This window comes from Oleiphilus sp. HI0132, from assembly GCF_001635845.1.
Map to the genome: position 1 here is coordinate 1 of NZ_LWGJ01000747.1, position 764 is coordinate 764.

General features: G+C 46.9%; 1 protein-coding gene and 1 pseudogene. One reads left to right on the plus strand and one right to left on the minus strand.

The window, feature by feature from the left end; translation table 11 throughout:
* Nucleotides 1-210, plus strand: a 210-nt coding sequence (locus tag A3766_RS08850) for a TSUP family transporter (RefSeq protein ID WP_156508801.1), incomplete at its 5' end; no start/stop codon positions are given.
* A gap of 303 nt (nt 211-513) precedes the next feature.
* Here A3766_RS08850 and A3766_RS30785 read toward each other — a convergent pair.
* Nucleotides 514-764, minus strand: a pseudogene (locus A3766_RS30785) (orotate phosphoribosyltransferase); the annotation flags it as partial.

Sequence of the window (764 nt, forward strand, 5' to 3'; positions counted from 1 at the left end):
ATTTTGGTGGGATTGTTTTGGAATGGTGTGGGGGCGCTTACGCTGGCCTTACAGACCGAGGTTAAGTGGTCGTGGGTACTTCCTTTGGTTTTGGGGGCTTTAGCTGGAGGCTACCTTGGAGCGCATCTATCGATCGCCAAAGGAAATAAAATTGTTAAGCGCTGTTTTGAAGTAGTGACCATTTTGGTTGGGGTGTCTTTGCTGGTGTAGAGACAGATACTCATCTGCCAGCAAACAAACTTGTCTAGGTCGCAGGCCGCTCCGTGACCTCTGTGGTGAGTGCTTATCTGGGTTTCGTTCTTTAAGAGATCAAACACTTGAACCACAGAGAACACCGAGCGCTTCGCTGCACAGAGAAGACATGGAGAAAAACATTTTTAGTTTTTATCTCTTCTCTGTGTAGGCCGAAGGCCTCTCTGTACCCTCTGTGGTTAATGGTTTTTTGGGTTTAGTTCTTTAAGAGATCAAACACTTGAACCACCGAGAACTTCGCTGCACAGAGGTTATGATCAATCAAGCAATCCCAAACTGTGATCTATATGCAGAAACGGCATCCGCGTACTGCGATAAACTTGCATCATCCTGAATGTAGTCTAATACTTGAGTTAAGTTGACGATACTGGCGACTGGGATATTAAAGTCTCTTTCGACCTCTTGAATGGCAGACAACTCGCCCTGACCCTTTTCCTGGCGGTCAAGTGCAATCAGAACACCTGCTGGCTCCGCACCTGCGGCCTCAATGATTTTGATCACTTCGCGAATTG